At 61.9% G+C, this 23,604-nt stretch carries 21 protein-coding genes; 8 read left to right on the top strand and 13 right to left on the bottom strand.

What is annotated here, in order from left to right:
* Positions 1-594 (top strand): MFS transporter (locus tag EAV90_RS22195; RefSeq protein ID WP_129144661.1); only part of this gene is annotated, 594 nt, incomplete at its 5' end.
* A 76-nt stretch (positions 595-670) separates the two neighbouring features.
* On the opposite strand, the gene EAV90_RS22200 is transcribed toward EAV90_RS22195, so the two are convergent.
* The 10 genes from EAV90_RS22200 to EAV90_RS22250 all read right to left on the bottom strand — a co-directional run bounded on the left by EAV90_RS22200 (position 671) and on the right by EAV90_RS22250 (position 13,297).
* Positions 671-1,993 (bottom strand): NAD(P)/FAD-dependent oxidoreductase, encoded by a 1,323-nt coding sequence (locus EAV90_RS22200; protein ID WP_129144662.1) that lies wholly within the window; start codon positions 1,991-1,993, stop codon positions 671-673.
* Positions 1,994-2,331: 338 nt separating this feature from the next.
* A complete protein-coding gene (locus EAV90_RS22210) occupies positions 2,332-3,795 on the bottom strand; it encodes an aldehyde dehydrogenase family protein (RefSeq protein WP_129144663.1) in 1,464 nt (487 codons plus the stop codon).
* A 22-nt stretch (positions 3,796-3,817) separates the two neighbouring features.
* Positions 3,818-4,987: an alanine racemase gene (locus EAV90_RS22215; protein WP_129144698.1), complete on the bottom strand. Its 1,170-nt coding sequence runs from the start codon at positions 4,985-4,987 to the stop codon at positions 3,818-3,820.
* Positions 4,988-5,013: 26 nt separating this feature from the next.
* Entirely contained in the window at positions 5,014-5,883 is an 870-nt protein-coding gene (locus EAV90_RS22220) for a GNAT family N-acetyltransferase (protein WP_129144664.1), read from the bottom strand.
* Between the two features lie 308 nt (positions 5,884-6,191).
* Positions 6,192-7,640 (bottom strand): threonine synthase, encoded by a 1,449-nt coding sequence (thrC, locus tag EAV90_RS22225; protein ID WP_129144665.1) that lies wholly within the window; start codon positions 7,638-7,640, stop codon positions 6,192-6,194.
* A gap of 58 nt (positions 7,641-7,698) precedes the next feature.
* Positions 7,699-7,869: a hypothetical protein gene (locus EAV90_RS22230; RefSeq protein WP_430644740.1), complete on the bottom strand. Its 171-nt coding sequence runs from the start codon at positions 7,867-7,869 to the stop codon at positions 7,699-7,701.
* Positions 7,870-7,992: 123 nt separating this feature from the next.
* Positions 7,993-8,871, bottom strand: a complete 879-nt coding sequence (locus EAV90_RS22235) for an ABC transporter permease (RefSeq protein ID WP_122401753.1) — start codon at positions 8,869-8,871, stop codon at positions 7,993-7,995.
* Between the two features lie 34 nt (positions 8,872-8,905).
* Complete coding sequence (locus tag EAV90_RS22240; protein ID WP_122401752.1) at positions 8,906-9,856, bottom strand: ABC transporter permease; 951 nt, start codon at positions 9,854-9,856, stop codon at positions 8,906-8,908.
* Positions 9,857-9,934: 78 nt separating this feature from the next.
* Positions 9,935-11,599, bottom strand: a complete 1,665-nt coding sequence (locus EAV90_RS22245) for a peptide ABC transporter substrate-binding protein (RefSeq protein WP_129144666.1) — start codon at positions 11,597-11,599, stop codon at positions 9,935-9,937.
* Between the two features lie 9 nt (positions 11,600-11,608).
* Complete coding sequence (locus tag EAV90_RS22250; protein ID WP_129144667.1) at positions 11,609-13,297, bottom strand: ABC transporter ATP-binding protein; 1,689 nt, start codon at positions 13,295-13,297, stop codon at positions 11,609-11,611.
* A 673-nt stretch (positions 13,298-13,970) separates the two neighbouring features.
* Here EAV90_RS22250 and EAV90_RS22255 point away from each other — a divergent pair.
* A complete protein-coding gene (locus EAV90_RS22255) occupies positions 13,971-15,296 on the top strand; it encodes an NAD(P)/FAD-dependent oxidoreductase (protein ID WP_122401749.1) in 1,326 nt (441 codons plus the stop codon).
* 115 nt (positions 15,297-15,411) lie between these two features.
* Entirely contained in the window at positions 15,412-15,888 is a 477-nt protein-coding gene (locus EAV90_RS22260; protein ID WP_122401748.1) for an Lrp/AsnC family transcriptional regulator, read from the top strand.
* Positions 15,889-15,905: 17 nt separating this feature from the next.
* On the opposite strand, the gene EAV90_RS22265 is transcribed toward EAV90_RS22260, so the two are convergent.
* Positions 15,906-17,282 carry an aspartate aminotransferase family protein gene (locus EAV90_RS22265; protein ID WP_129144668.1) on the bottom strand — a complete coding sequence of 459 codons (1,377 nt, stop codon included), beginning with the start codon at positions 17,280-17,282 and terminating at the stop codon, positions 15,906-15,908.
* A gap of 342 nt (positions 17,283-17,624) precedes the next feature.
* On the opposite strand from EAV90_RS22265, the gene EAV90_RS22270 reads away from it, so the two are divergent.
* A complete protein-coding gene (locus EAV90_RS22270) occupies positions 17,625-18,314 on the top strand; it encodes a haloacid dehalogenase type II (RefSeq protein WP_122401746.1) in 690 nt (229 codons plus the stop codon).
* Positions 18,315-18,655: 341 nt separating this feature from the next.
* On the opposite strand, the gene EAV90_RS22275 is transcribed toward EAV90_RS22270, so the two are convergent.
* Together EAV90_RS22275 and EAV90_RS22280 are read right to left on the bottom strand one after the other, a co-directional pair.
* A complete protein-coding gene (locus tag EAV90_RS22275; protein WP_122401745.1) occupies positions 18,656-19,012 on the bottom strand; it encodes a cupin domain-containing protein in 357 nt (118 codons plus the stop codon).
* A 13-nt stretch (positions 19,013-19,025) separates the two neighbouring features.
* Complete coding sequence (locus EAV90_RS22280; protein ID WP_122401744.1) at positions 19,026-19,949, bottom strand: 2-hydroxyacid dehydrogenase; 924 nt, start codon at positions 19,947-19,949, stop codon at positions 19,026-19,028.
* Positions 19,950-20,270: 321 nt separating this feature from the next.
* Between EAV90_RS22280 and EAV90_RS22285 the strand changes: the two genes are divergently transcribed.
* The 4 genes from EAV90_RS22285 to EAV90_RS22300 all read left to right on the top strand — a co-directional run bounded on the left by EAV90_RS22285 (position 20,271) and on the right by EAV90_RS22300 (position 23,433).
* Positions 20,271-21,149, top strand: coding sequence for a GNAT family N-acetyltransferase (locus tag EAV90_RS22285; RefSeq protein ID WP_122401743.1), 879 nt, complete (start codon positions 20,271-20,273; stop codon positions 21,147-21,149).
* A 519-nt stretch (positions 21,150-21,668) separates the two neighbouring features.
* Positions 21,669-22,316, top strand: coding sequence for a CoA transferase subunit A (locus tag EAV90_RS22290; protein ID WP_122401742.1), 648 nt, complete (start codon positions 21,669-21,671; stop codon positions 22,314-22,316).
* 3 nt (positions 22,317-22,319) lie between these two features.
* On the top strand, positions 22,320-22,970 hold the full coding sequence (locus EAV90_RS22295) for a 3-oxoacid CoA-transferase subunit B (RefSeq protein ID WP_129144669.1): 651 nt from the start codon (positions 22,320-22,322) through the stop codon (positions 22,968-22,970).
* Between the two features lie 4 nt (positions 22,971-22,974).
* Positions 22,975-23,433: a MaoC family dehydratase gene (locus EAV90_RS22300; RefSeq protein WP_129144670.1), complete on the top strand. Its 459-nt coding sequence runs from the start codon at positions 22,975-22,977 to the stop codon at positions 23,431-23,433.
* Positions 23,434-23,604 lie beyond the last annotated feature (171 nt).

Below are 23,604 nucleotides of genomic sequence, written 5' to 3' on the forward strand. Positions count from 1 at the left end.
CTGGGCGAAGCCTTGTCCTCGCCGAAGGTGATCGCGCTCAGCCTGATCTATTTCGGCTTTGTCGGTGCGCTCTATGGCATGCAGTTCTGGCTGCCGCAGATCGTCAAGGCGTTCGGCCTCACCAACGCGCAGACCGGCTTCGTCACCGCGATTCCCTATCTGTTCGGCACCATCGCCATGATCCTGTGGGCGCGGCATTCGGATGCGAGCCGCGAGCGCGTCATGCATGTCGGCGCCCCGCTGCTGCTCACCGCCGTCGCGCTCGGCGTCTCCTCCTATCTCACCGATCCCACCCTCACGACGGTGGTGCTGACGGTGGCCGCGGTCGGCGTGTTCTGCTGCTTCGGCGTGTTCTGGACCCTGCCGACCTCCTGGCTCTCCGGCACGGCGGCGGCCGGCGCCATCGCCCTGATCAACTCGATCGGCAATCTCGCCGGCTTCGGCGGTCCCTATCTGATCGGCTGGGTCAAGGAGGCCACCGGCCAGACCTCGACCGGCCTCCTGGTGCTCGCGGTGCTGCCGTTGATCGCCGGGATCCTCGCCTTCGTCGGCGGCCACGACAGCAAGTACGAGTTCAGCGAACAGAAGCGGTGAGGTCTTTCCGGCCTCGCCCGGGCGCATGCTGAGATTCTGTAGTTGCAGTGATCGAGCGACGGATCCGGCTCGATCTTCAGATGGCGGCGATGTCCAGCTTGGAGCCATCGACCAGACAAGACAGCCGGAACGGTGTGGGATCAACGCAAGGCGTGTCGTTGACGACAAGCTCTGCGGCCAGATAGCCGAGTCCCGGACCCAAACCGAAGCCGTGACCCGAGCAGCCCGCCGCGAGAACCAGGCCTTTCACCCGGTCCACCTGCGATACCACGGGCACGGCGTCCGGCGTGCAATCGACGAAGCCGCCCCAGGCGCTATCGATCTTCATCTCGCCGAGCTGGGGGAATGTTTTCCGGACACTCTCCACCACTTGGCTCACCAGCCATTTCAAGGGTGGAGGATCCAGCACGCGATTCTGTTCGAAGATCCGATCGTCGTTGGTCAGCAGCGCCGGCATCGAATCCGGCCCCGAAACGAACGATCGGCCGACGCCGAGCCTGACGTTCTTCAGGCGCCGCAAGAACTGCGGCATGAATTCCCGGCTGTACCGGATCGCCTGAGGCGTGATTTCGAGGTTCGCCTTGCCGCTGATCGCAAGCGTATAGCTGCCGTCCAGTCGGCGCGTGATCGTGCAGTAGGGTGTGGAGACCGCCTCGCCTATGTTGATTGTCGGGGTAGAACGCAGCACGGTCTGACGGATGCTTGCTTGGGGGAAACTGATCCCGAGCGGCCGAAGGAAGCGCGAGGACCAGGCGCCCGCGGCGCACAGCACCGCGCTGGTCCTGATATAGCCCTTTTCCGTGCGCACGCCCGCGATCTTGCCATTGGCCAGGTCGAGCGCCCGCGCGGCGCATTCCTGGTGGATTGTGGCGCCCAGCACTCTGGCCGCATCGGCGATAGCCGGCGCGGCGAGCGCGGGTTCGGCCTTGCCGTCCCGCTCCGAATAGGTCCCGCCGACCCATTTATCGCGCGCTTCGGGGACGCGCTCGGCCACCTCTGCCCGGCTCAGCACGCGGGTGTCGACGTCGTACTCCCTGGCGACCTCGCGCCACTTTTCCCAGCCGGCGAGCACAGCCTCGTCGTGGGTCGCATAGACGAGACCGCAGCGACGAAATCCGAGGTCCCGATTGATATTGCGCGTGAGCTCGTCCCACAGCCGCATGGAGATCACCGAGAGCGGCAGTTCGCGCCGGTCGCGGTTCTGCTGGCGGCACCAACCCCAGTTTCGGCTCGATTGTTCACAGGCGACGTGGCCCTTCTCGAGGAGCGCCACGAAGAGGCCGCGCTTCGCCAGGTAATAGGCGGCCGTAGAGCCGATGATGCCGCCGCCGACGATGACGACGTCGGCCTCGGCCGGGAGACGCTCATCGCTGTGAATGCGCTCGACGCGGGGCGACATGTTCCAACGAACCTCGGCTGCCAAGAACGCGAAAGCAAAGTTCCGATCAGCCCTTCATCGCACCGTCCGCGCGATACAATGTGCTGAAATCATCCAGGACTTCGCAAGATGTTCGGGTTTTTGAGCGCTTGAGTGATACGAGCTGCTCAAGTGCGATCGGGTCCCAGTTCGGCGGAGCCCCTGTCGGTTTCGATCCTGACGAAAGCCATTACGGGCTCATCTGGACCGGAGAACCCGAACTGTCAGGGACAGCACACCATCTTGCCCAATGGCTGCAAGAGCAGTGCAAGAGCTTCATTTAAAGCGCGATGCCGCAGCTTCTCGGAACCGATATTGAGCTATCGGTAGAATCCGAGAACCGCCTTCGTCTCGAGATACTCCTCCATGCCCTCGATGCCGTATTCGCGACCGTTTCCGGAACGCTTGTATCCGCCAAAGGGAGCATTGGGGTCCCAGTCGGGATGGTTGAGATGAACTTGACCAGACTGGATCTGACGGGCGACTGCGCGCACCATCTCCATGTCGGTGCCCTGCACATGGGCGCCGAGTCCGTAGACGGTGTCGTTGGCGATCGCGATCGCTTCGTCCACGGAGTCGTAGGGAATGATCGACAGCACCGGGCCAAAGATCTCCTCCTGCGCGATCCTCATGTCGCGACGAACGTTCGAGAAGATGGTCGGCCGTACATAGAAGCCAACCTGAAGGTCGCCGGGCCGTCCGGGGCCGCCGATGACGAGCTTGGCGCCTTCATGCAGGCCGACACCGATCATGGTCTGCACACGCTCGAACTGCGGCCGGTTGGCGATCGGGCCATGGGTCGTGCTTTCCGCAAGGGGATCGCCGACCACCAGTTCTGAAGCAGCCGCTGCCGCCAAGGTCTCGACCTCTTCCATGTGTGCGCGAGACACGAGCATGCGCGTCGGTGCGCTGCAGGATTGGCCGAGATTGCGGAAGGCGGCGCCGACGCCGAGCGGAACAGCACGGCCGAGATCGGCGTCCGGCAAGATGATATTCGGCGACTTGCCACCCAGCTCCTGGGCAACGCGCTTGACGGTGGGCGCCGCCACTTGCGCGACGAGAACGCCGGCCCGCGTCGAGCCGGTGATCGAGATCATGTCCACCTTCGGATGCGACGCCAGAGCGGCGCCCACGATTGGACCTGTCCCATTGACGAGGTTGAAGACGCCGGGCGGACAATCGGCATCGTCCATCAGCTCCGCGAACAGCAAGGCGCTCAGCGGCGACAATTCACTCGGCTTCAACACCACCGTGCAGCCAGCTGCTATCGCCGGGCCCACCTTGGCAGTGATCTGATAAAGTGGCCAGTTCCATGGCGTGATGAGGCCGCAGACGCCAATGGCCTCGCGCATGATCGCGGTGCTGCCGCGCGCGGCGACGAATCGATAATTCGCGAGATTGTCGCGGGCGACGCGGATATGTTCGGCGGCCAACGGCACCTGAGCGCGACGTGCGTAGGTGATCGCAGCTCCCATCTCGCACGTAAGCGCCTGCGCGAACAGCTCCAGCCGCTCCAGAAGCAAAGCATGAATCCGGTCGAGCAGCGCCGCTCTCTCAGCAGGCGCTGTCGTGGACCAGCCGCCGAAGGCTCGTCTGGCGGCTGCGATGGCGCAGTCCACGTCATCGTCATCGCCGAGCGCGACCTCGGCGATCGGCTGCTCCGTCGCCGGATTGACGACGGTTGCTGCTGCCGTGACTGATCCGATCGGCTTCCGCCATTCTCCGTCGATGTAGAATTTTCCGAGGAAACCGGCTTCCGTCAGGTGTCGAAGAGGCGAGGTCATTGGAACCGATCCTTTCGACGGCCTACCAGCCGCGCATCCGGGGCCATTGTGCTTCGATCGCGTCGCTGTCGGCGGAGACGACGCTGTACGACTCGTGTTGCGACGCGGTCGCACAGGCGTGATTGGGGAGAATCCTGACCTTCGCGCCGATCGGAAGATTGGGCAAAGCGTGCGCCGAGCCGGGCCTGACGGCGAGGATCCCGTGCTCCTGGCTTGCTTGCGAAACGATCAGGTCGGGATAGATCTTGCCGGCTACGTCGCAGACCAGGCCGTATCCCTGGTCGACCGGCTGCGCCGCGGTGCCGCGGTCGCGCGACAGCGCCATCCACCCCGCATCGACCAAAATCCAGCCCTTCTCGGGTTTCTTGCCGATCACGGTGGCGAGCACCGATATGGCAATGTCGTCGGTCGTGCAGACACCGACGCCGTGCATGACCAGATCGAAGAACATGTAGACGCCGGCACGCATTTCCGTGACGCCGGTCAGGTCTTCGGCGAAATGCGCCGTCGGAGTGGAGCCGACGCTCACGACCGGGCATTCGTGCCCCGTCGCCCGCAACGCCTTCGCTGCGGCGACCGCGACCGTCCTCTCATTCTCCGCGGCGGCGATGAGGGCCTCGGGCGTGAAGAGGCTGTAGGATTCGCCGGCATGGGTCAGGATCCCGGCGAGCTTGACGCCGGCCTCGCCCAGCGCGCCCCCGACTGCAATGAGCTTTGGATCGTCAGCAGTCAGCCCGCCGCGGTGACCATCGCAGTCGATCTCGATGAAAGCGGACGGTATCACACCAGCGGCACGACCGGCCGCGCCAAGCATTCTTGCCTGCTCCGGCGAATCGAGCAGCACCTTAAGATCGACGCCTGCTTTGCGCAGACGCATCGCCCGCGCGGCGGTGTGAGGTGCAAGTCCCACGGCATAGGTGATGTCCCGGAAGCCATGCTGCGCGAAGTACTCCGCCTCCGCCAGGGTTGAGACAGTGATTGGTCCCGCCCCCGACGGATAGGCACGTTGGGCGACGTCAATGGATTTCGCCGTCTTCATATGAGGACGCAGCACGACGCCCTGCTCGGCCATGCGGGAGGACAGACGGGCGAGATTGCGATCGAGCCGATTCTTGTCGAGCAGGAGGGCCGGCGTTGCCAATGCGCCGATCGTTGCGGCCGCCTCGCCGTTCTGGGGATCCGTCCTGTTCATCTCCTCGCGCAGCACGTCGATATCTCCTAGCCGAAAGACTGGTTGGGTATCGCAAAGACACGCGCGGGCCCGCTCGATGGTGCCGGCGTGCCCAAAATCATTGTGGTGGCATCGCCGACCTGCTCCAGGCCGATGCCTTCGAACCAATCCCCGAGTTGCGATGTGGCAGAGGTGTCGATGCGGACAAAAACACTGCCGAGCCGCGCGAGCGCAGCCTCGATCAGCGCCTGTGCATCGGTCGCGGTTTCGGCGACGACAGGACCGATGACCTGCCCGCGGCCGAAAAGCCGGGAGATAGCGTAGCCGCGGGCCATGCCGTCACGCTGCAGGACATAGCCATCACCGCTGTGGAGCAGCTTTTCGAGCATCTGTCGTCTCTCCAAGCCCGTAGCCTCGCGATCGAGTCGCATGGTCGCCTCGAAATCCGAGGCAGCCATTGGCCTGACGAGCCCCGGCGGCGGCTCATGGCGCCCTCTGGGAATTCCCTGATGCTGGTGGATGACCCCGATCGGCACAAAGCCGCGACGCCGGTAAAGTATGGCGCCTTCGGCTGTCGAATTCAGCGCGATGGTCCGCGGGCGCGCGGACGTCAGCAACGCATCCATGAGCCGGGCCCCATAGCCGCGGCCCTGAGCATCCTTCGCGACGATGATCATTCCGGCGGAAGCATATGTGTCGCCGTACGGCCACCAGGCTGCAGTCCCGATCACCGTCCCAGCGCGCTCCAGAACAAAGCCTTGGCCCAACTGCAGCGCGACATTCCAGTCTTCGAGCCGATAAGGCCAGGACATCTCCTGCGAGAGCTTTAAGGCGCCTTCCAGATGTTCCTTGGCGAAAGGAAGCAGGACCACGTCTTCATTGACAAGATCTCCGATTGGATAAGCTGCGGTTGTCATGCTGGGTCGACGTCTCTCGTTGGATTGCCTATCGCTGCACTTGCGATACATGGAGCCTCAGATGATCCTCGCACGTTCCGCAGCGTACCTTCGGCTCGACAGCATTACGCAATCAGATTGGAGCGGAGTTCGGCATAGTATTCCGTTCATGATCCGGCAGAGGGGCCAGTCTGCTGCCGGCCGCTGATCGCCACAGCGCGATCCGGACACTGATCCCGTAGCCCGCAATATTGGTAAGTGTGGATCACGGATTGCGCAGATCGCGGCGACCCATCAACAACTCTGCAGATACCGCCATGCGAAACAGTTCATGATCCGAAAGCGGGCTTTCTGCTGGTCGTACCCTGCATGATCTCGGCGATATAGTTCTTGACCGCCTGTGCATCCGCAGGAAGGACTTTAACCCGGCGCGGCAACTCTTCGATGCCCTCGAAACGTCTCGGACGATCCGGCTCGCGTCCCAACGCTTCCTTGATGGTGGCAGCAAATTTGATTGGCTGAGCAGTTTCGAGCACGATCATCGGCACCTCGGGCGACATGTGCATGCGCGCGACCGTCACGCCATCGGCGGTATGCGGGTCGATTGTGGTGTTGTAGCGCTCCCAAATGTCACGGATCGCCGCCAACCGGTCAGCATGGGTGCTCTTGCCGCTACGAAGGCCGAACCGTGCGGCCGCCTTTGCGAAGTCGGGATCTCCACTCAGGTCGAAGAGGCCTCGCTCGCTGAGCTGATCATCAAATAGCGCCTTCGTCCGGCGTGCATCGCGCCCGAGCAAATCGAATACAAAGCGCTCGAGATTCGATGCCTTGGAAATGTCCATCGAGGGGCTCGATGTTTCACGCGTGTCAGCCCGGCTTCGGACGCGATACACGCCCGTGCGGAAAAACTCGTCAAGCACGTCGTTTTCGTTGGTTGCAAGAACGAGACGAGAGATCGGAAGCCCCATCATGCGCGCAACATGACCGGCGCAGATGTTGCCGAAGTTTCCTGAAGGCACGGCAAAGCTCACGCCTTCGGGCGCTGTTTCGGATGCTTGCAGGTAACCGGAAAAGTAATAGACGACCTGCGCGACCAACCTCGCCCAGTTGATCGAATTGACAGCCCCGATGTTGTACCGTCGCTTGAATTCCAGGTCGCCTGACACGCGCTTGACGATGTCCTGGCAGTCGTCGAACACGCCGTCTATCGCGATGTTGTGGATGTTGTCGTCCTGAAGGCTGAACATCTGAGCTTGTTGAAAGGCGCTCATCCGCCCGCGGGGCGACAACATGAAGACCCGCACCCCTTTCTTTCCGCGCATGGCATATTCCGCCGCGCTCCCGGTGTCGCCACTGGTCGCGCCAAGAACATTCAAGTCCTCGTGCCGGCGCGCCAGCTCGTACTCGAGCAGATTGCCGAGCAACTGCATGGCCATATCCTTGAACGCCAGCGTGGGACCGTTCGATAGACCTTGCAGGTAAAGCCCTGGCTCCAGCCTTCGCAGCGGCGCGATATCAGGACTTCCGAAGACCTCCGAGGTATAGGTCTTTTCACAGATTGCCTTCAGGTCGGCAGGCGGGATGTCGCTGACATAGAGCGACAGGATTTCGAAAGCCAGGCTTGCGTACGGCAAGTTGCGCCACGCCTTCAGCGTAGCGTCGTCCACGCGAGGGTAGCTCTCGGGAACGTAGAGCCCGCCATCTTGCGCGAGCCCCTCGAGCAATATCTCGCAGAACTGCTTGCGGCCCGAATGGCCGCGTGTGGAGACGTAGTACATCGATTCTCTTCTTTCGAGAGGCGGCGGTGCCGCTAATTGGACGCCATGCCGCCAGCCATCAGCGGCTGGCACGCCACAACGCGATCCGATCACGCATGCGATAGGTCTGGATGAAGGCAGGTATGAACCAGGGATTGCCTCGATAGAACGGGATGAAGGACGGCTGCCGGAAGTCAAGGGCGGTGCGCGCCTGCGCGTCATGTCCCATGAGCTTGCGCGCCGCATGCATGCCGCGCGGCTTCCCACCAATAGGGCGTCGCCTTCTCGACAACTCTCGGCGCGTGCATGGGGTTTGCTCTCACGTGTTACGGGTGGCCTGGCCTTGCGCTCGGATCGCATTCAGGTCGAATGATCAGATATGGTCGTTTCGGACGTCGAGCGCGTCGCGCAGGCCGTCGCCGATGAAGTTGAAACTCGTCACCGCTATCGTGATTGCGGCACCGGGAATGATGGCGAGCCATGGAGCGCTCGCCAGATATTGCTGTGCCCCGTTGAGCATGTTGCCCCAGCTGGGCAGCGGCGGCTGGATGCCGTAGCCGAGGAAGCTGATATAGGCTTCAAGAAGGATCGCGCGGGCGACCGCCAGGCTTGCGGCGACGATGATCGGGCCCACCGCATTGGGCAGGACCTCGCGAAACATGATGTGGCCTCTGCGTAAGCCCACCATACGCGCAGCTTGGACAAACTCGCGCTCACGCAGTGAGCGGACCTCGGCTTCCACGATACGCGCAGTCTCCATCCAGCTGGTGACGGCAATGATCACGGTAATCATCACTGGGCTCGGCCGCAGCGTTGCCGCCAGCGCCAGCACGAGAAAGATCGAGGGATAAGAGAGGAAGCCGTCCACCATGCGCATCAGCGCTGCCCCGACCCAGCCGCCGCGATAACCGGCCGTCACGCCGACGAGCGTTCCGATCAGCGTTGACAATAGCATCGCCGAGAATCCCACCAGCAGCGAAACCCGCCCAGCCATTAGCAGTCGCACAGCCAGATCACGCCCCAACGGATCCGTTCCGAAGTAGTGCTGACCGGTGAGAGGCGGAGCAAAGCGGGCACGCAAATCTATGTGCAGCGAGTCGTAAGGCAGAGCATGGGGCCCAATGGCGCACGCCAGCACGAGCAGGGTGATCATTGCGATCCCAACAAGCGCCAGATGATGACGCATGAAGCGGTTTACTGCACGGCTGCGCCACCAGCGAACGGGAGCTGCATGGACGACGATGGCGGTCATATCTGCTGCCTCCTGTTACCGGCCGTCCGCGGACTCAGCCCAGGCGAATGCGCGGGTCGACGGTGGCGATGACGATGTCTGCGATCAGATTGCCCAACACGACCAGGATGGCCGAGAAGATCAACAGCCCCATCACGACCGGATAGTCGCTATAGCCGAGGCTATCGAGAAACAGCCGGCCCATTCCCGGCCAGGTAAACACGGTCTCTGTGACCAATGCGCCGGTCAGAATGCTGGGCAATTGCATCCCTGCCAGAGTGATCATCGGCAACAGCGCATTGCCGACGACATGCTTCAGCAGGATGCGGCGTTCGCTCACGCCCTTGGCGCGGGCCGTCTTGACGAAATCCTGACTGAGCGCATCGAGCGTCGCCGTGCGCATGTAACGACTCCAGATAGCGACATGAACGAGCGACAGCACCAGGCTCGGCAGGATCAGGTGATGCAGATAGTCCAGCACCGAGCCGTCGCCGATCGTGTACATGTTGCCTGCGGGCACCCAGCCGAGCTTCAGGGTGAAGATGTAGATGCCGATCAGGCCGAACCAGAAAGTCGGAACCGACAGCGCGACCATGGCGCCGATCGTCGCGCAATAGTCGAACAGGGAATAGCGATGGGTTGCCCCGCGGATGCCGATCCAGGTGCCGACCGCGATCGCCAAGGCTGTGGACGTGCCCATCAGCAGCAGCGTCGCCAGCAGATGGCGACCGATCACCGCAAGCACGGAAGAGCCATCGCGGAATGAGTGTCCCCAATCGCCCTGGAGCAGCCGCCAGGCCCAATCGAGATACTGAATCCACAGCGGCCGGTTCAACCCGAGCTGCGTTGCGAGTCGCTCCACATCCTTCTGGGTCATGCCCGGATCGAGCCCGAACTGCGCGAGAGGACCACCCGGCATGAGGTTGAGAACCGTGAAGCCGATGATCGAGACGATCACCAGCAGCACGATGCTCTGCGAGAGACGATTGAGCAGGAACCCGGACATTCGAGTCACCATGTTGATGTTGACGTTGCAGCATCACTCCAGCGCCGACCTCGCCACAGGGCCTCGGCCGGCAGCACGTCAGCTCGCCCAATACCAGGCCAGCGCATTCCAGGATTCCGTGCGCGTATTGCCGTTCGGCACGAAACCGTTGATTCCCTTCTTGAGACCTTCGACCGCGTTGCTTTGATACAGCGGCAGGAAAGGCAGGTCGCGACGCACGAGTTCCTGTACCCGGAAGTAGATTGCGCGCCGGGCTTCCGGATCGAAGGTGCGTGCGCCCTTGTCGAGCAAAGCATCAACCTCCGGATTTGCGTATTGTGCATTGTTCGAGCCGCGGCCGCCCTTGGCTGCGATCGAGCGGGAGTGCAGGCGATTGGTGACGTCCGGGTCGGCGCCGATCAGATACGAGCTCCCGACGATTACGGAATCGAACTGCGATTGCATCCAGAACTCGCCCCACATCACGGCGGCAGGCAGGTTCGATATCTTCATCTCGACGCCCAGTTGCGCAAACGTCTGCTGCAGGAACTGCTGTACCTGCTCGCGGAGGGGATCGCCGGACGTGGTCGAATTGGTAAAGGACAGACGAACGCCATTCTTGGTGCGAATGCCGTCCCCGCCCTTTGCCCAGCCGGCCTGATCGAGGATCTTGCCCGCGCGATTCACGTCAAATTGGTGAAGCGGCAGATTGGCGTTGAAGAAGAAGGACTGCCGGGGCATGAAGGTCTCCGTCGGGCTCGGCACGCCGTAATAGAGCCCCTGGATGATCGCCTCCTTGTCGATCGCCGCGTACAGCGCCTCGCGAACCGCCAGCTCCTTGAACTGCGGGCGCTCGAGGTTCAGGTAAAAGGACTCGAACGAGGTCCTTGGAACCAGGGTCACCACCCGGTTGGGCAGCGTCTTGGCTTCCGCATAGTGATCAGGCGTGATGTAGGGTTGACCCACGAGGTCAATGTCGCCGCTCTTGAACTGGGTGTAGAGGACGGTGAGGTCAGGGATGTATTTGAAGACCAGCCTCTCGATATGAGGGCCTTCACCGAAGTAATCGAGGTTCGCCACGAGTTCGAGATGATCGCCGGCGACCCGCTGTCCCCACTTGAACGGCCCGGTGCCGATCGGCGCCTGGTTGAAGGCGGCGCTGTTCGGATTGGCCTCTTTCTCGAGAACGTGCTTGGGCACGATGAAGGTTTCGGTCAGGAACGACAAATATGGCGCAAAGGCCTCTTCCATCCGCCACGAGATCTCCGTGGGCGAGATCACCGTGATGTCGCGCACGAGAGCATGGCCGGCCGTGCGCCAACTGCGGAAGCTGGGATTCATGATGAGTTCGAGAGTGAACTTCACGTCCTCGGCGGTGAAAGGCTTGCCGTCGTGCCAGCGGACATCGTCACGCAAACGAATGCGCCATTTGAGACCGTCCTCCGTAATGCCGCCGTTCTTTTGGTCCGGCACTTCCAGGGCTAGATTGGGTTGAATGACGCCTTGGGGATCGATGCGGAACAGCGCATCGAAAACCGAGAAATGCACACCATCATCGACCTCAATGTGCACCATCAGCGGATTGAAGACGGTCGGCTCTTGACCAAGGCCGACGATCACGCGACCGGTTGGCTTTGCTGGAGAAGTGCGCGCGAGCGCAGGTTTGTCCAGCAGATTTGATCCGGCAAGGCCGGCCGCGCCGGCGATCATCAGCTGGAGTGCGCTACGCCGCGAATAGATCGATGCAGTCTTTGCTTCAGTCATGACCCCTCCTCATTTGTGGCTATGTCCGGCCAGTGTCGATTGGCTTCCAACGGCGCCGGCGCTGCTTTGCTGCTCGCCGGGGATGGCAGCGACGAGTTCTCGCGTGTAGGCGGATTTCGGATTCAGGAAGATCTGCGATGGCGGTCCGTGCTCGACGATCTGCCCTCGATGCATGACCGCGATTTCATCGCAGATCTGGCTGGCCACGCGCAGATCGTGCGTGATGAAGATCATCGATACGCCGGTCTCCCGCTGAATCTGGTCCAGAAGCTTCAAGATCTGCGCCTGGATCGATACGTCGAGCGCGGAGACCGCTTCGTCAGCGATCAGCAGCTTCGGCTTGAACATCAGCGCCCGAGCGATTCCGATGCGCTGACGTTGGCCGCCCGAGAACTCGTGGGGATAACGATCGAAGGTTCCCGCATCCAGGCCGACATGGGCCAACAGCTCTCGCGCCTGCTCACATGCCGCCTTGTGAGGCACTCCGTGCGCGATCGGGCCGACCGTCAGAATTTGGCCGACGGTTGATCGCGGATTGAGCGAGGCAAATGGATCCTGGAAAATCATCTGGATCTTTGGCCGAACCGGCCGAAACTCGGCTTCGGAGAGCCGGGCAACGTCCCGTCCCTCGAACAGGATAGAGCCGCTGTCGCTGTCGAGGAGCTTGATCAACAATCGACCGAGCGAGGATTTGCCGGAGCCGCTTTCTCCAACAACGCCCAAGGTGCGTCCTGGCGAAAGGTCGAACGACACGCCATTGACCGCGGGTACGATCCGGCGCCTACCGAACAGCGCACTGCCGCTGCGGTAGGTCTTGACCAGACATTCGACCTTCAGAATGGAGGCCGCGGCCGCAGCTTCCGCCGGGACGCGGTCCTTGCCCGTCAGATGCGGCACGGCCGCGATCAGGCGGCGCGTATAGAGATGGCTCGGGGACTTCAACACCTGCTCGGCGCTCCCCTGCTCCACGCAATGACCCTTCTCCATCACCACAACGGAATCGGCAATCTCCGCCACGACTCCGAAGTCATGGGTAATGAACATCACGCTCATTCCCTTGCGGCGTTGAATGTCGCGGATCAGTTGCAGAATCTGTGCCTGGGTCGTCACGTCGAGTGCGGTGGTCGGCTCGTCGGCGATCAGGATCGCAGGCTCCAGAGCCAGAGCCATGGCGATCATCACCCGCTGTCGCTGCCCGCCCGAGAGCCGGAACGGATACTGATGATACATGAGCGGCGGATCCGGCAGGCCCACCTCGGTCAGCAGTTCTATGGCGCGGCTACGGCGGGATTTCGGCGTTCCCATGCGGTGCGCCGCCATCACTTCCTCGATCTGCGCGCCCACTGTCATCAGCGGATTGAGAGCGGATAGCGGGTCTTGGAAGATCATGGAGACCACACGGCCACGGAGGTCGCGCAGACTCTCCGGCGAGAGTCCTACGAGGTCCATGCCTTGCAGACGGATTGCTCCGGAGGACACGCGGATCGACTTGGGCAAGAGGCCCATGATCGCGTTGGCCGTGACCGACTTGCCTGATCCGGATTCGCCTATGATGCAGAGGATCTGGCCGCGCTTCAGTTCAAAGGAAACGTTCTCGACGGCGTGCGCCCGCTCCATGCCTGCCGGCAAGCTCACGGTCAGGTCGCGGACCGCGAGCGCCACATCTTCCGAGGCTAGAGGCTGCGGGGCAGAGGCCATCTGAACCTTCTCCCCTTTCAAGCGCGTCCCGTGACGTTGCGGATCGGCTCTTCGGCCACTTTTGCCGCCGCCACGCTCGGACAGGTCAACACCTCGTCGCTCATTCTGCCATTCTCCGCGCGGTGAATACGGCATGATTGAGAGCTGGCTGCCCTACAGGCAAGGCGTCGCTGAGCGCGGGCGAGCGGTCGAATGGATCGCTCGAACGATGAGCGGAGGTCCGAGAGGCTGCCATTGGCGCCTATCGCTTCGGCAAAGGTCTCCTCCCAGACAAGGCCCATCGCGCGTCACTTTTTGAATTCTGCCCGTTGATCGACATTGATCCGGTGTTCATAACTCTGACCGCTTCAACCATCCCGGAGTCGCCGAAACGCGCCAGACAGGCAGCATGAAATTCTAAAAACGAAGCCCGATTTGGCATTTCGGTCTGCGGCTGCCGGCGCACATGTTCGGCTGAGGCTTGCCTGCAAGTCACGAAAACACAGACCTCATTGCAGAGACCACTCGTCATTTTTCACGCCCATGAGATGGCGTGCAATCCAAATATCTTTGCAATAACTGCCTGCACCGCAAGCCGTAAACCGCAGGAAATTCCGCCCAACCACGAAAGTCCGGAGCGCGCCTGCCGCAGCTGCTCGGATACGATACGCCAAGCATCGGAGTCCCCGCCCCCATGAACCCGCCACTCATGCACATCGAATCCAGCCCTTCCCTGCCTCGAGAGGCAGACGTCGTCGTCATCGGCGGCGGGGTGGTCGGCGTGTTCGCGAGCTATTACCTGGCGCGTCGAGGCGTCAAGGTCGCCTTGCTTGAAAAGGGCCGCGTCGCCGCCGAGCAATCCAGCCGCAACTGGGGATGGTGCCGCCAACAGAACCGCGACGCGCGCGAGTTGCCGATTGCAACCAAGAGCCTCGATCTCTGGGAGAAAGTTGCCCATGAGACCGGTGAAGATACCGGCTTCCGCCGCTGCGGCCTGTTGTATTTGTCGAACGACGAAAGCGAGCTTGAGGGCTGGGCCAAGTGGCGTGACTTCGCCAGGACTGTAGGCGTTACGACGCACATGTTGAGTGCGGAAGAAGCCAGCGAGCGAGGCAAGGTCACGGGCCGCAGGTGGAAAGGTGGCGTCTTCTCTCCCACCGACGGGACGGCGGATACTTCAAAGGCCGTGCCCATCGCCGCGCGTGCGATCATGGCGGCGGGTGGCACGGTGCACCAGCAATGCGCGGCGCGCGGCTTGGAGCTCAGTGGCGGCCGGGTCAGCGGGGTCGTGACCGAGGCCGGCACGATCCGGACGAAGACGGCGGTCATGGCAGGAGGCGCGTGGGCATCTTCGTTCTGCAACCAGCTGGGAATTCGTTTCCCACAGGCGTCCGTGCGCCAGTCCATTCTCGCTTTGGCTCCTGGCGCTGCCGGCCTGCCTGATGCCCTTTACACCGGGCTCGTCTCGCTGACCCGGCGTGGCAATGGCGGATACACGCTCGCTATCAGCGGGCGCGCGCGAGTTGACCCCACGCCGCAGCAATTCAGATTCGGCCGCGAATTCCTGCCGATGTTCGCCCGCCGGTGGCGAAGTCTCAGCCCTGGGGCTTTCGAGGGCCTGCGGCAAGGCCATGAATCCCTGGCGAAATGGCGGCTCGACGAGGTGACCCCCATGGAGCTGAACCGAACGCTCGATCCTCGCCCTGACATGAGGCAGATTAGGGCAACGCATCGACGAGCTTGCAAGCTCGTGCCGGAACTTCAGCGCGTCGAAATCTCGAATGTCTGGGGCGGTTACATCGACAGCACGCCCGACGGCATCCCCGCAATCGGCGAAGTTCAGTCGATTCCGGGTTTCATCCTGGCAGCGGGGTTCAGCGGCCACGGCTTTGGAATCGGCCCAGGCGCGGGGCATATGATCGCAGACATCATTACGGGCAGCGCGCCAATCGTCGACCCTCACCCCTACAGGCCGGAGCGGCTGAAAATGAGCGCCTGGGGCAAGGTCAGCGACTTCTAGAATCCAGTTTCCGCCCCGGTTGGGAAAAGATGCTGGTTGATGTTATGACAGTGCGCGTGACGCTGAAGCCTCGGAGCCTTGACGCCGTTGTCTCACCCCATCTCGTGGCATTGCTATGAAGCTCGATAAGATCGACATCCGGATTTTATGCGAACTGCAGAAGAACGGGCGGATTTCCAACGTCGAGCTCGCAGAGCTGATTAACCTATCCCCGAGCCCGTGCCTGATGCGAGTCAAGAGGCTCCAGTCGGAGGGCTTCATTACCGGCTATTCCGCCCAGATCGACGTTGCGAAGCTCGGACAAACTCTGACTGTGTTCGCCGAAATCACCCTCAAGAATCACCGGCAGATCGATTTCGCGCGCTTCCTCACAACGATCGAAAAGGTCGATTCCGTTGTCGAATGCCATCTCGTCTCGGGCGGGTACGACTATCTCGTGAAATTCATCACGGCAGGGATCAGCGAATACCAGGCGATCATGGAGCGCCTGGTCGAGATGGATATCGGTATCGACAAATATTTCAGCTTCGTCGTGCTGAAGTCCCCGATCGTGAAATCCCATCTGCCGCTCGAAAGCATCTTCAACGGCTAGGGGACAGGCGCCGTGGCTTATCCTTTCATCGCTGCGCGGACGTCCTTGTCCTCGAGCGTCTGGTCGAGCGTAGTTCTCGTCCGCTCAATAATGGCATCGATGTCGCCATCCGTGCAGCAGAGCGGTGGCGCATAGCCCAGCACGCCCTGGGCAAAAGCGCGGATGACGAGGCCGTTGTCCCATGCGCGGTCGAAAATGCGGCGCGCCGCGTCGGCTTCCGCCGGCAGAGGCGTCTTGCGCTGCTTATCGGTGACGAGTTCGATTGCCGCCAGCATGCCGCGACCCCTGATATCGCCGACGAGGGGATGATTGGCCAGCGCGCGAAGACCTTCCAGCAGACGTTGCCCGGCCTTGCGGCCGTTCTCGAGCAAGCCGTTTTCGTAGAGGTCAAGGCACGCGAGTCCCACGGCTGCGCTGACGGGATGGGCGGAATAGGTGTAGCCGTGACCCACGGCCGCCTTGCCGGCACCATCGGCAATGGTGTTGTAGACGCGGTCGGACATCAGAACGGCCCCCATCGGCACATAGCCCGAGGTCAGTCCTTTTGCCGTAGTCATGAGATCCGGCACGACATCGTCCTCTTCACACGCGAAGAGCGGACCGACACGGCCAAAGCCGGTGATGACCTCATCGGCAACGAACAGAATGTCTTGCTCCTTGCAGACAGCATGCATGGCCTTCAGCCAGGACGGCGGCGGAACGAGCACGCCTCCGGACCCCTGTATCGGCTCGACATAGAAGGCGGCAACACGATCGGCGCCGAGCTCGGCGATCTTCTCCCGCAAGGCCGCGACCGAGGCGGCAATGATGGCTTGGGGATGAGTCCCGACAGGATTTCGATAGGCATAGTGCGATGGAATCTTGTGTTGCCAGCTATAAGGCACTCCGAAGCCCGCATGAAAGGCAGGCAGCGCCGTCAGGCCAGCCCCTGCCGTCGACGATCCATGATAGCCGGATTCGACGGAAATGAACTGATCCTTCTGTGGCGTACCCTTGGCATGATAATAGTAACGGATGAACCGGATCGTACTATCGACGGCATCGGAGCCACCCAAGGTGAAATAGACATGGTTCAGATCGCCAGGCGCCAATTCAGCCAGCCTTGCGGCCAACCGGATGGCGGGATCCGAGCCCAACCCGAAATAGCCCGTCGCATAAGGCAGTTCGCGGAGCTGCCTCGAAGCCGCTTCAATGATGCTGTCCTGTCCGTAGCCGGCATTGACACACCACAAACCCGCGAAGCCATCGAGCAACTGACGCCCCGAGACATCGGTCAGCGTCGCGCCTTTCGCTGATTTCAGCACGCGGACGCCCGTGGTCTCGTGGCTGCGATAGGATGAGACCGGGTGAATCAGATGCGCACGATCGAGTTCAATCAGCGAGTTGCTCAACATGTCGTCCTCCAGATCAACCGCAACGTCTGTGCGGCCACCGCGATGTCTTCAGGCTCAACGTAGAGTGCCGAAGACAGCAGTTGCTCCCGGGCCGGACATGGACGGAAGGCATTTTGACTTTGATTGACGACCGACTCGACATCTTATGCCGGGATTGAGCGGCGCACGGCAGCGTGGATCAGCGCGGAGAACCTTCTTCCCGCAACTCTCTACCACAGCTCCGATCCGATACGACACAATCTGCTCCCGGCCACCGCGACATCGGCGCTTTGTCTTGCGCGCTGCTCGCTAGGATGCTTCTCGTACCGGCAAGCGGTGCGTGAGGATTGGAGAATTCAAGCCATGGCGACGTTCAGACCCAAATACATCACCTTCGACTGCTACGGGACGCTGACCAACTTCGACATGGCCGGCGCGGCAAGGAGAGTCTATGGCTCCGAGCTCTCGTCGACGGCCATGGAAAAGCTCATCAAGGATTTTTCGGCCTATCGCCTGGACGAGGTTCTCGGCGCGTGGAAGCCCTATCTCGACGTCGTGCACAATGCACTGGAGCGCGCCTGCAAGCGCAACGGCATCGCATTCCGGCCAGAGCATGCCGAGCGCATCTATGACGAGGTGCCGACATGGGGCCCGCATCCCGACGTTCCGGCAGGCTTGGCTCGGGTTGCAAAGGAAATCCCGCTCGTCATCCTGTCAAACTCGATGAAGAACCTCATCATGTCGAACGTCGAAAAGCTCGGCGCTCCCTTCCACATGGTCATCACGGCAGAGGAAACCGGCGCCTACAAGCCGCACATGAAGGGCTTCGAATATATGCTGGACAGGCTGGGCTGCGGGCCGGAAGACATTACGCACGTTTCCTCCTCCTTCCGCTACGACCTGATGACGGCTTACGATTTGGGCATCAAGAGCAAGGTGTGGGTGAACCGCGGCCACGAGCCCGCCAATCCCTTCTATGAATATACCGAGGTCGCTGGCATCGACTGGCTTGCTGCGGCAGTCGGCCTGGAGCCCCTGCGCAAAAGCGCGTGAGCGCAGTTCTTTTCAGGATCTCTCGCGGCACTTCAGTTCTTGGAAAGCTTCGAGAGAGATCTGCGCTGCAAAGGAAAAAGGGGGCGGTTCAGCCGCCCCCTTTCCTTGTTTCAGATGCAGATCCGAATGCAATCATGGGCTTGCTCCTTCTTCGGGCCAGCCCTGCCATCACGGCCTGGATGTGCGATTGGCGAGGCGAAGCCGTCTCATGCGAGCAATACAGGACCGCACGCCGCATTTTTCATTGAGAATGAAGTAACTGGCCGCGTTGAAGCTGGTCAGACGCGGCCTCGCAAGTCGAATATTCTGAGCGCCGCTCAATAGCGGCCCTCAGCATCGTCTCAGTCATAATGGCAGACGTAGATCTTCCGCACGGTTTCGATCGTGCGCCAGACCCCGACGAAGCCAGGTTTCATCACGAAGCTGTCGCCGGCGCGGTACCTCCTGGTCTCGCCACCCTTTTCCTCGATTTCGATCAGGCCCGAGAGGATGTGGCAGAACTCGAAAGTGGTACCCTTGATGGAGTGGGTCTCGCCGGGCGTTGCCTCCCAGACGCCGGTCAGCACCTTCTCGCCCTTCGAGGCATCCTGCGCCCAGGTCTTGAAGGATGGATTGCCAGAAATGAGCCGTTCCGGAGCAGGCAAGGCGTGCTTCGGTGCGAAATCCGGATTGGTGTCGATGGTGACCAGAAGCGACATGGTGTTCTTCCTGTTAGTAGCCGCGTGTTCGATCGACGAGGCCGATCGGGTTTTGTCCAGCGCGGTGGCGCCGGATGTTCTCTATGACCGATTGTGCCGCCGTATGCGGTTGCGTCACGGACGCGATATGCGGCGTGATGATCACCTTCGGATGGGACCAGAGTGGATGACTCTCCGGCAGTGGCTCGGGATCGGTGACGTCGAGCATGGCCGCTGCAAGATGGCCGCTGTCCAGCGACTCGATGAGTGCGCCCTGGTCAAGCTGCGGGCCACGGCCGACGTGCAGCAGCCTTGCTCCCGTCGGCAAGAGCGAGAAAAGCCTCGCATTCAGGATGCCGCTCGTTTCCTTTGTCAGGGGCAGAAGACAGACGAGGATGTCCGTTCCTTTCAGAAAGCTGCCAAGCTGATCGTCGCCGTGAAAGCAGGTGATACCCTCGACCGTTCTTTTGCTGCGGCTCCAGGCGGCAAGCGGAAATCGAAACGGTTTCAGGCGATCGATCGCAGCTTGCGCCAGCATCCCAAGCCCGAGGAAGCCCACGCGCCGATCGGTCGACTGAACACTTGCAAGGGCTTGCCAAAGGCCCCTTCCCTGCTGCTCCCGATAGGCCAGCATCTCCCGATGGAGAGTCAGCACGCCAAGCACCACGTACTCCTGCATCATGCGTATGATGCCGTCCTCGACCATGCGCACGAGCTTCACGCGCTCGGGTATCGTCTCAGGCTTGAATTGATCGACCCCCGCACCGATGGAAAAGAGCACTTCCAGATTTCGAAACCGCGCGACATCATTGGGTACGTTCCAGGTCAGCAGGTAGCGTACCTTTTCCGGATCGACGCATTCACCGGAATGATGGAATTCGAGATCAGGGAGTTCGCGCGCAAAGGCCTGCCGGAAAATTGCCCCCCGAGCAGCATCGGAATTGAAAAGGAACGCCATCGACGGGGTCCTCTCAGGTCCTCACCTGGGATGCTGGGCATTGAGACCGGCCCGGCCGGCCACTGAGGGCTGGAAAGGCGGCGATATTCACTGGGGCTCACCCTGCCTGCTGTTGCCGGATATCGATAGGCCGCAATCAGGAGCTTTCCCTGCTGAATCGAGTTGCGCTTGCGGTGGAACATTCCGAATACCGCCTGCCAAACAGGCGAAACCTGCTGGCCTTCCGCGTTATGCTGCTGCAAAACAGGGCTTGTGCGGCACGAAGCAGAAGGCCGGCGAGGCCCCCAAGGTTTGGGGGCCGCAAAGAAACGGATGAGCTGAATGGGACGAACGGTCCGCGTGAAGTCCTTTGAACTGGTGGCCAAGGACATCAACGACGTTGATGTGAAGCTGCTCCACGCGCTTTCGATCGGTGTCGGCTGGCCGCACCGCCCGAAGGATTGGGATTTCCTGCGCCGCGCCGGCCACGGCATCGTGGCCGTGGATGGCATAGGGCGCGTCTTCGGCAGCGCGATGTGGTTCCCCTATGGCCACGAATTCGCGACGATTGGCCTGGTGATCACATCACCCCGAACCCAGGCACAAGGTACTGGCCGCTGGCTCATGGAGCAGGTTTTCGAGCGGTGTGGCGATCGGAATTTGACCCTCAACTCAACCCATGCCGCCTATCATCTGTATCTGTCGCTGGGGTTTACGAAGGAAGCCACCGTGTATCAGTGGCAAGGAGAGGCCGTCTCACCACCTCCGCCGGTGCCGGCTCTGACCGCTGAATTGAGCTCGCTGTCCACTGCGAACATCGGAGAGATCGCGGCACTGGATGAACGCGCGTTCGGAGCTAACCGGCAGAAGCTGCTCGCATTGCTTTCTGAAGGTGCCGCAATCTCCGTCTTGCGCCGCGGCGGGGAGGCCGTCGGTTTTTCCATGAAGCGCGAATTCGGGCGCGGTCATGTGATCGGCCCGATCGTCGCCAGCAATGATTGTGACGCGATCCATCTCACGGCCGTGCATCTCAGAGATCTCGCGGGGCAATTCGTCCGCGTCGATACGCGGGAGCAGACGGGTCCGTTTGCGGACTTCCTTCAGCAGAGCCGCCTCGGGATAAACGACACCGTCTCGACCATGTCGAAAGGAAAGCGATTTCTGAACCGGAAGGAAAACGAGCCGTGGGTGTACGGGCTAGCCGGTCACGCGTTGAGCTGAGGCCATGAAGCGAAGCTCCGTGGGGGAATGGTGTCAACGGTGCCGATCGCGACCCTGCAGATAATCGGCCATGGCTACGGCGGCTAGCAGAGGGGACGAGCCGCTCGCGACGCCCCAGAGACGGACCCGAGCACACGAAATCGTAGATTGGCGCAGATAACCTTGAACAAAATTCATGCCTGGTTTGGCGGGACAGTCGCGAGCATCACTCTCAGGCAGGCTTGGGAGCTCACGTCCGAGGTTCTGTCCGGCAACGCGTCGACGCGCCGGGTGTTCGAAAAAGTCCGACTTCAGAATTGCGCGAAGTGATGATCCGAAGACGGTGCGGCTGGTTCTCGATCTCGGCTCCGCACATCCCGCGTGAGCCTCATCTCAACGCGATCGTGAACTGACTGAGATTGGTGGCGGCCCGGAACGGAATGATCGGAAGCCTTGACGCAGATCAAAGGAGGATCGTCGCCGGGTCCCATCATCCGTGCACCGCCCTTGTGCCAACGTGGGGCGACCGGGAGTTCAATCATGAAGGCCGTTTCGGTCGAAGAAGCCGTTGCGATGATCCCGGCGGGCGCCAGCGTGATGGTTGGCGGCTTCATGGGCGTCGGCACTCCGGAGCGGCTGCTCGATGAAGTCGTGCGCCAGAACAAGACAGACCTGAGGCTGATTTCGAACGACGCAGCGACACCGGGCAAGGGCGTCGGCAAGCTGTTCGACAAGACGCTGGTCTCGAAGCTGACGGCAACCCATATCGGCCTCAATCCGAAAGCCCAGCAGCAGATGCTGGCGAACCAGATCGCCGTCGACCTGGTGCCGCAAGGCACCTTCGTCGAGCGCATCCGCGCCGGCGGGTGCGGTCTCGGCGGCGTCCTGACGCCGACCGGGGTCGGGACGCTCGTCGCCGAAGGCAAGCGTCAGATCGAAGTCGACGGCCGGCCATTCCTGCTGGAAACGGCGCTGCGCGCCCAGTTCGCCCTCGTCCATGCCTTCCTCGCCGACTACCTCGGCAACCTGGCCTACGCCCTCACTTCGCGCAATTTCAATCCGGTCATGGCAATGGCGGCGGACACCGTCATTGTGACGGCGGAGCATATCGTGCCGGTCGGCGTGATCGCGCCGGATCATGTCGTCACGCCCGCGCCGCTCGTCGACTATCTCATTACCAACGGGTGAGCCATGGATCCGCAGATCGTCATCGCCCGGCGCGTTGCCCAGGAATTGAAGAGCGGCAACCTCGTCAACCTTGGCATCGGAATTCCGACGCTGGTGGCCAACTACGTCCCATCCGAGCTCAAGGTCTTCTTCCAGTCGGAGAACGGCCTGATCGGCACCGGCCCGATTCCCGAGCAGGGCATGGCGCATCCGACGCTCACCGATGCCGGTGGCCGCCCGATCAGCGCGCTGCCGGGCGCCTCGACTTTCGACAGCGCGATTTCGTTCGGCCTGATCCGCGGCGGTCATGTCGACGTCACCGTGCTTGGCGGCCTCCAGGTCGACGCGCACGGTCATCTCGCCAACTGGATGATTCCCGGCAAGATGGTGCCGGGCATGGGTGGCGCGATGGATCTCGTCAGCGGCGCCAAACGGGTCATCGTCGCCATGCAGCACGCGGCCAAGGGCAAGTCGAAGATCGTGGCCAAATGCTCGCTGCCGCTGACCTCGGCGCGTCCTGTCAATCTGGTCGTCACCGACCTGGCCGTGATCGGCTTCCCCGAGGGCAAGGCGACGCTGCTGGAGACCGCGCCCGGCGTCAGCGTCGGCGAGGTCCTGGCGCTGACGGAGGCCGAGCTCGCCATACCCGACAATGTTCCGGAGATGAGGCTCTGAGCCCATGCGGATATTCAGCGACTTCGACGAGATCAAATCAGCCGTCGGCTCCGAGATCGGTGCCAGCGACTGGATCGAGATCACGCAGGATCGCATCAATCAGTTCGCCGAGGCGACCTGCGACGAGCAATGGATCCATGTCGACCAGGAGCGCGCGAGCAAGGAGATGCCCGGCGGCAAGACCATCGCTCACGGGCTGCTCTCGCTTGCCCTGGCGCCCCTGTTCATCCGCTCGGTTATCGGCCTGAAGGGCCTGCGCAACACGCTCAACTATGGCGCCGACCGCATCCGCTATCTGGCGCCGGTTCCGGCGGGCTCGAAGCTGCGCGGCCGCGTCACGGTGGCCGAAGCCGAGGACGTGCCGCCCAACGGATTGCGCGTCAACTATCACCTCGTGATCGAGATCGAGGGCGGCAAGAAGCCCGCCTGCGTCGCCGAATTGATCGCGCTGCACTATCGCTGACTCAAAGAGTCGAAAAACAACCCCATGCACAGTAGCCATGGGGCTGAATTGACTGAGGTTTCTTGTTCACTCCGGATTCGCTCCGAAGCCGTTGCGCCGTCGGGCAAAACACTGGCAATATGTCACCATCGGCCCATGGGTCGCCGGACCGCTCAGCGTGGCGGCGCGCCG

The sequence above is a fragment of the Bradyrhizobium vignae genome (assembly GCF_004114425.1).
In the GTDB taxonomy this organism is placed as follows: Bacteria; Pseudomonadota; Alphaproteobacteria; order Rhizobiales; family Xanthobacteraceae; genus Bradyrhizobium; species Bradyrhizobium vignae.

Coding starts and splice junctions, on each gene's coding strand:
- EAV90_RS22200 (WP_129144662.1), bottom strand. CDS start 1,993: ATGTCGCCCCGCGTCGAGCGCATTCACAGCGATGAGCGTCTCCCGGCC.
- EAV90_RS22210 (WP_129144663.1), bottom strand. CDS start 3,795: ATGACCTCGCCTCTTCGACACCTGACGGAAGCCGGTTTCCTCGGAAAA.
- EAV90_RS22215 (WP_129144698.1), bottom strand. CDS start 4,987: ATGAACAGGACGGATCCCCAGAACGGCGAGGCGGCCGCAACGATCGGC.
- EAV90_RS22220 (WP_129144664.1), bottom strand. CDS start 5,883: ATGACAACCGCAGCTTATCCAATCGGAGATCTTGTCAATGAAGACGTG.
- thrC (WP_129144665.1), bottom strand. CDS start 7,640: ATGTACTACGTCTCCACACGCGGCCATTCGGGCCGCAAGCAGTTCTGC.
- EAV90_RS22230 (WP_430644740.1), bottom strand. CDS start 7,869: ATGCATGCGGCGCGCAAGCTCATGGGACATGACGCGCAGGCGCGCACC.
- EAV90_RS22235 (WP_122401753.1), bottom strand. CDS start 8,871: ATGACCGCCATCGTCGTCCATGCAGCTCCCGTTCGCTGGTGGCGCAGC.
- EAV90_RS22240 (WP_122401752.1), bottom strand. CDS start 9,856: ATGTCCGGGTTCCTGCTCAATCGTCTCTCGCAGAGCATCGTGCTGCTG.
- EAV90_RS22245 (WP_129144666.1), bottom strand. CDS start 11,599: ATGACTGAAGCAAAGACTGCATCGATCTATTCGCGGCGTAGCGCACTC.
- EAV90_RS22250 (WP_129144667.1), bottom strand. CDS start 13,297: ATGGCCTCTGCCCCGCAGCCTCTAGCCTCGGAAGATGTGGCGCTCGCG.
- EAV90_RS22255 (WP_122401749.1), top strand. CDS start 13,971: ATGAACCCGCCACTCATGCACATCGAATCCAGCCCTTCCCTGCCTCGA.
- EAV90_RS22260 (WP_122401748.1), top strand. CDS start 15,412: ATGAAGCTCGATAAGATCGACATCCGGATTTTATGCGAACTGCAGAAG.
- EAV90_RS22265 (WP_129144668.1), bottom strand. CDS start 17,282: ATGTTGAGCAACTCGCTGATTGAACTCGATCGTGCGCATCTGATTCAC.
- EAV90_RS22270 (WP_122401746.1), top strand. CDS start 17,625: ATGGCGACGTTCAGACCCAAATACATCACCTTCGACTGCTACGGGACG.
- EAV90_RS22275 (WP_122401745.1), bottom strand. CDS start 19,012: ATGTCGCTTCTGGTCACCATCGACACCAATCCGGATTTCGCACCGAAG.
- EAV90_RS22280 (WP_122401744.1), bottom strand. CDS start 19,949: ATGGCGTTCCTTTTCAATTCCGATGCTGCTCGGGGGGCAATTTTCCGG.
- EAV90_RS22285 (WP_122401743.1), top strand. CDS start 20,271: ATGGGACGAACGGTCCGCGTGAAGTCCTTTGAACTGGTGGCCAAGGAC.
- EAV90_RS22290 (WP_122401742.1), top strand. CDS start 21,669: ATGAAGGCCGTTTCGGTCGAAGAAGCCGTTGCGATGATCCCGGCGGGC.
- EAV90_RS22295 (WP_129144669.1), top strand. CDS start 22,320: ATGGATCCGCAGATCGTCATCGCCCGGCGCGTTGCCCAGGAATTGAAG.
- EAV90_RS22300 (WP_129144670.1), top strand. CDS start 22,975: ATGCGGATATTCAGCGACTTCGACGAGATCAAATCAGCCGTCGGCTCC.